The sequence below is a fragment of the Streptomyces sp. NPDC054961 genome (assembly GCF_053609145.1).
In genome coordinates, this window is sequence record NZ_JBSGWY010000031.1 from 95,892 (window position 1) to 100,613 (window position 4,722).

At 71.2% G+C, this 4,722-nt stretch carries 2 protein-coding genes; one reads left to right on the top strand and one right to left on the bottom strand.

All coding sequences use genetic code 11. From position 1 onward, the window contains the following. Positions 1 to 144 precede the first annotated feature (144 nt). Positions 145 to 3,072, bottom strand: coding sequence for a glycoside hydrolase family 48 protein (locus ACWF9Z_RS25660; protein ID WP_453605581.1), 2,928 nt, complete (start codon positions 3,070 to 3,072; stop codon positions 145 to 147). 758 nt (positions 3,073 to 3,830) lie between these two features. Between ACWF9Z_RS25660 and ACWF9Z_RS25665 the strand changes: the two genes are divergently transcribed. Beyond that, positions 3,831 to 4,394, top strand: coding sequence for an N-acetyltransferase family protein (locus ACWF9Z_RS25665; RefSeq protein WP_453605585.1), 564 nt, complete (start codon positions 3,831 to 3,833; stop codon positions 4,392 to 4,394). Positions 4,395 to 4,722: the final 328 nt, after the last annotated feature.

A 4,722-nucleotide genomic window follows, 5' to 3' on the forward strand; every position in this document is an offset into this window, starting at 1 on the left:
CCCCGAGCGCGCCACCCCCCCCGCCCCCCCCCCGCCGCGGGGGGGGGGGGGGTTCTGATTGCGGGGCGCGCGGGGCCCCCCCCCCCCCGCCGCCCCCCCCCCGCCACGGTCGTACGCGTCGCCGCCGCCAGGCGGGGTGGGCCGTTATTCGAGCAGCTCCGCGTACGAGCCCATGGCCAGGGCGATGTCCGCCTGGGCCCAGAACCGGTGGTAGGTGAAGACGGGCGCGGCGCCGCCCGCGAGGTAGGCCTCGACCTTCGGCCAGGCCGGGTCGTCCCGGTAGAACGTGCGGATCGAGGCGAAGGTGGACGAGGAGTTCACCGTGTCGCCGTTCGGCATCGTGCCGGTCCACCCGCCGGGCACGTACACCGGGTTGGCGAAGCGGTCGTAGTCGGTCCGGGTCTCCTGGACGGCGACGCCCAGCGGGTCCTGGTGGTGGGCCCACATGCCGTCGAGGAGGGCCTTGGCGACCCGCTTGGCCTCGGTGTTCCCGGACTTCGCGGCGTAGTAGGTCAGGGTCTTGGCGTAGGCGGCGGCCACACCCACGTCGTCGGTGTAGTCGGCGACCGTGACGTGCAGGCCCGTGTTGGCGCCGGGAGCCGACGCGTTCCAGGTGTCGGGGGCGCCCGACCACTGGAGGGTGGAGGGGATCCGGTAGGTGCCGTCGGGGTTGATCGTGGTCTTCGACAGGGCCCAGCCGACCCACTTGTCGAGCACGGTCTTGGCGGCGGCGTCACCCGTCTGCCGGTAGAGCTCGGCGACCCGCTCCATGGACCAGGCCTGGAATCCGAACCACTGGTTGGACGCCGGGTCCTGGTAGACGGGCTTCTCGTCGTAGAAGAGGCCGTGGAAGGTCGGAGTCCCGGCCGGGGGCTGTGCGTACCGCCCCTGCCAGCTGTTAGTGGCGCCGCCCGCGATCGCGCCCTCGTCGGACTGGAGCCAGCGGTAGAACTCCAGCTGCCGGTCGAGGCTGGTCGCCCAGTCCGTGGCGCCGGTCGTCGACTTGGGCTTCAGCGGGGCGTATTCGCTGAGCGCGTACGCCGCGAGCGGGTTCTGGTAACCGCTGTGCGCATGACTGGAGCCGATCCGCCAGGACCAGCCGGCCGAGGTGTCGGTGGCGCCGCCCCAGGCGTAGTACCAGGACATCAGGTAGTGCGCGCTGCCCTTGCCCGTGCCGCCGGGGCAGACGGCCGGGCCGACGCACCCGCCCGCCTTCTTGAAGTACTTGTCGAACAGGGAGTACCGCAGGTAGTCGCCCATCTTCGCCGCCTTGGAGACGGTCGCGCCGACCTGGGTTCCCCTGCCCTGCTCCTTGGCCCAGATGTCGGCCCAGTACGCGGCCTGGACGGCACGCGCGTCGGCGTCCGGGGCATCGGTGAACTTCCACTGCTTGGCGTAGGAGGAGTCGCCGGTGAAGAGGTCGAGGTAGCCGTTCTTGCCACCGAAGGTGAAGTTGTCGCAGGTGGGGTGCGGAACGGTTTCCCAGACCGATTCCTGGGGGCCGCGCTGGAAGGTGTTGATGTACGAGGGCCCGGTCGCGGACGGTCCGGCGGAGCACTTTCCGGGCTCGTTGCCGAAGCCGTAGACGTTGTCGACGTCCTGGAGCCAGTGCATGCCGTAGATGTCGTCCGTGCCGTACGCGCTCTTCAGCTCGCCCGCGATCGGATCGGCGCCGGCGGCGACTCCCCCGTCGAGCTTGGCCGGGTACTGCGAGGGAAGGTCGTGCTCGGGAGCGTAGGTGGCGGGCTTGGAGGCGTTGTAGGTACCGGTCGTGGGCTGGTCGGCGTGGGTGGGGATCATGAACTTCTCCATGATGTCCCAGGCGCCGTTGAACTTGGTCCAGTCCCCGGTGATCTTCCCGTACATCGCCTGCAGCCAGATCAGGTAGCTGTACGCCTCCGAGGTCGTCTCGTGCCCGTGGTCCGGGGCCTCCACGATCAGCGTCTCGACGGAGTGGTACGGGATGCCCTCGGGCGAGAAGTAGCCGTTGGCCGGGTTGGTGATCTTCCCGTACAGGTCGAGGAAGCGTGCGTCGTACGTGGAGCCGGCGGCCAGCTGGGCGACCGTCACCTCGGCCTTGGCGTGCCCGGGTGCCGTCGCGGTGAAGACGGCGGAACCGCTGCCGGTGGCCCCGGCGGTGACCGTCACCTTCTGGGCGGTGTTCCAGTTCGCCGGGGTGAAGGTGAGCGCGGCGGGCGTCGCGGCGAGGTCGGTGTTGCCCGAGGTGCGGGCAACACCCACCGTGACGTCGGCGGCCGGCTGCTGGGAGAGCTTCAGGTCGAAGGTCCCCGTCTCCCCCCGGCGTACGGAGAGCTGCGCGGGGGTGGCGACGAGCGCGGGGCCCGCGGCGACGGTGATGCCGACGGGGGCCGATTCGGCGGAGGCCCCGAGGCTGTCGTAGGCCTTCGCGTAGAGGGAGTGGGAACCGACGGCGAGGCCGGTCGCGGAGAGGGCGAAGGGCGCCGTGGTGTCCACGCCCAGGAGCGTGGTGCCGCTGTAGAACTCGACCTTGCCGACGGTGGCGCCGTCAGCCGCCGCGGCGGTGGCGGCGAGCGGCACGGGGGTACCCGCCGTGTAGAGGGCGCCCGCGGTGGGGCTGCTCAGGACGGCGACCGGGGGCTGGTGGGCTCCCGTGCACGAGGTGCCGTTGACAGCGAAGGACGTGGGCGCGGCATTGGTCCCGCTGTAGGCGAACTGGGCGCCGGCCGTGACGGCCGCGCCCGCGGCCACGGTCCTGTTCCAGGCCGGGGCGGCGACGCTGACGGTCTTGCCGGACTGGGACCAGACGCCGTTCCAGCCGTTGGTGAGCTGCTGGTTGCCCGCGTAGTCGTAGGTCAGGGTCCATCCGTCGAGCGCGGTGGCCGACCGGTTGGTGAGGGTGAGCTCGGCGGTGAAGCCCGAGCCCCAGTCGTTGGTCTTGTGGTCGACGCTGCACTGCACCGCCGCGGTGGTGGCGGCGGCGGTGGTGGCGACGGCCGTGAGGCCGAGGGGGAGGCAAAGAGAGAGGGCCGCGGCCGAGGCGGTCAGCAGCCCGCGGCGGACGCGTGTTCGGGGAGGGGGGTGTGCTGGCATGCGGATGGTTCTCCTCGCGGCTCGGGGAGACGGGGATGGGAAGAACACGTGCGCACAAGCTCTGAACGAGTGGGAGCGCTCCCACTGTGCGGACGTGACGCGACTACGTCAAGACACGCGAGGAGTCGAAAGCACTCCGTGAGGAATGTGCCCCACTCCTCTTTTGCTTGGCGGGAGTTGTCACTACGGTCTGACCCCAGCGGTGGAAGCGCTTCCATGGCTGGTGCGCCGTCACGGTGCGCTCTTGCCGCAGGAGCCCGCTCGTGCGATGGCCCGCATCCGTCGGCGCTGCCCGGCGGAGCAGCGCCGACCCCGCGCGACGGCGTGACGCCGTCTCTTGGCCGGCGCGTCCGGAGGAACCGCCCTCGGGAGGCCGCCTCCTCACCGGCTGCCCACCGGCGCCCTCCCGAGCACGGGCCCGGTCGCGTCCACCCGCGCGTGCCTCGTTCACTCGAGGACGATCCGGACACGGCTGGTGGAGGTGAGGCGCTGACGCATGTTCTGATCGCCCGCCAGCCCGCCATCCCGCCATCCCGTCGCCCCGTCGCCCCGTCGCCCCGCCATCCCGCCGCTGCCCCCGCCGCCGGGACGCCGACGCGGAACGCCGCACAGCTCGTACAACTCGCACAGTTCGTACAGCTCGTACAACTCGGCGGCTAGGAGCGTGCGTCAGTAGCGACCTGACTTCCCCCGAGGCTGGAGTGCGGGATCTCGGCTGGGCCTTGGGCTGGCCTAGGCTTCGGATCATGAATACGGCGATGACCAGCGGTGCGACCACTGAGCCCGCATTCCTTGACGCCATGGAGCTGACGTCCGATCCGGAGCTGGGGGCTCGGTTCGCGGAGTCGGCCCACCAGATCCTGGCAGACCTGGTCAGCGGGGGTGCCGCGCTGGGCTGGGTCGAACCACCCTCGCGGGATGAGGTGGCGGAACTCCTCGACCACGTCGTCTCCGCAGCGCAGTCCGGGGATGCGGCCTTGCGGGCCGCTTACCTCGACCGTCGGCTCGTCGGGTTGGGGTACTGGCTGCGCTACGCCCGGCCGACGCATCGGCCACACGCCGATCTGGAGAAGATCGCGGTGGATGCCGCCGCCCATGGCCGTGGTGTCGGTCGGGCGCTGACCGCTGCCTTGATCGCCGACGCCCGGGAGGCGGGTATCGAGGTCCTCACCCTGGACGCCCGTGGCGACAACACCAGCGCCCTGCACCTCTACCGGTCGCTGGGCTTCACCGAATACGGCCGTCTGCCCGACTTCGTCGCCGTCGGCGAACACCGCTACGACAAGGTCTTCTGCATGCTGGACTTCCGCCGGCACAGCTGACCACGAGCACTACTGACCACGCTCCGAGGTGGCCGCACGCGAGACGCCCCGGGCCGACCGCCCGCACGGGTGAGGTGTGCACCGTCCCGCCCTCCACCCTCGCCGCGCGCAGCGTGCCGCCGGCTTCTGTGGTCCTGGCGCGCCGCTTCTGCGGCCGGAACGTGCCCGCCGCCCCCTCGAGTACGCCGGTGTCCAGCCGGCTACCGCCCGGAGTCCCTGGCCTCGTGGGCCGTTACTGAGGATTTCAGGGTGGGGTCGGTGGGTTGATAGCCAGGCCGGTGGCGGTGAGGCAGCCGTCGATGAGGTGGGGTCGGAGCTGGATTCTGCG

Coding starts and splice junctions, on each gene's coding strand:
- ACWF9Z_RS25660 (WP_453605581.1), bottom strand. CDS start 3,072: ATGCCAGCACACCCCCCTCCCCGAACACGCGTCCGCCGCGGGCTGCTG.
- ACWF9Z_RS25665 (WP_453605585.1), top strand. CDS start 3,831: ATGACCAGCGGTGCGACCACTGAGCCCGCATTCCTTGACGCCATGGAG.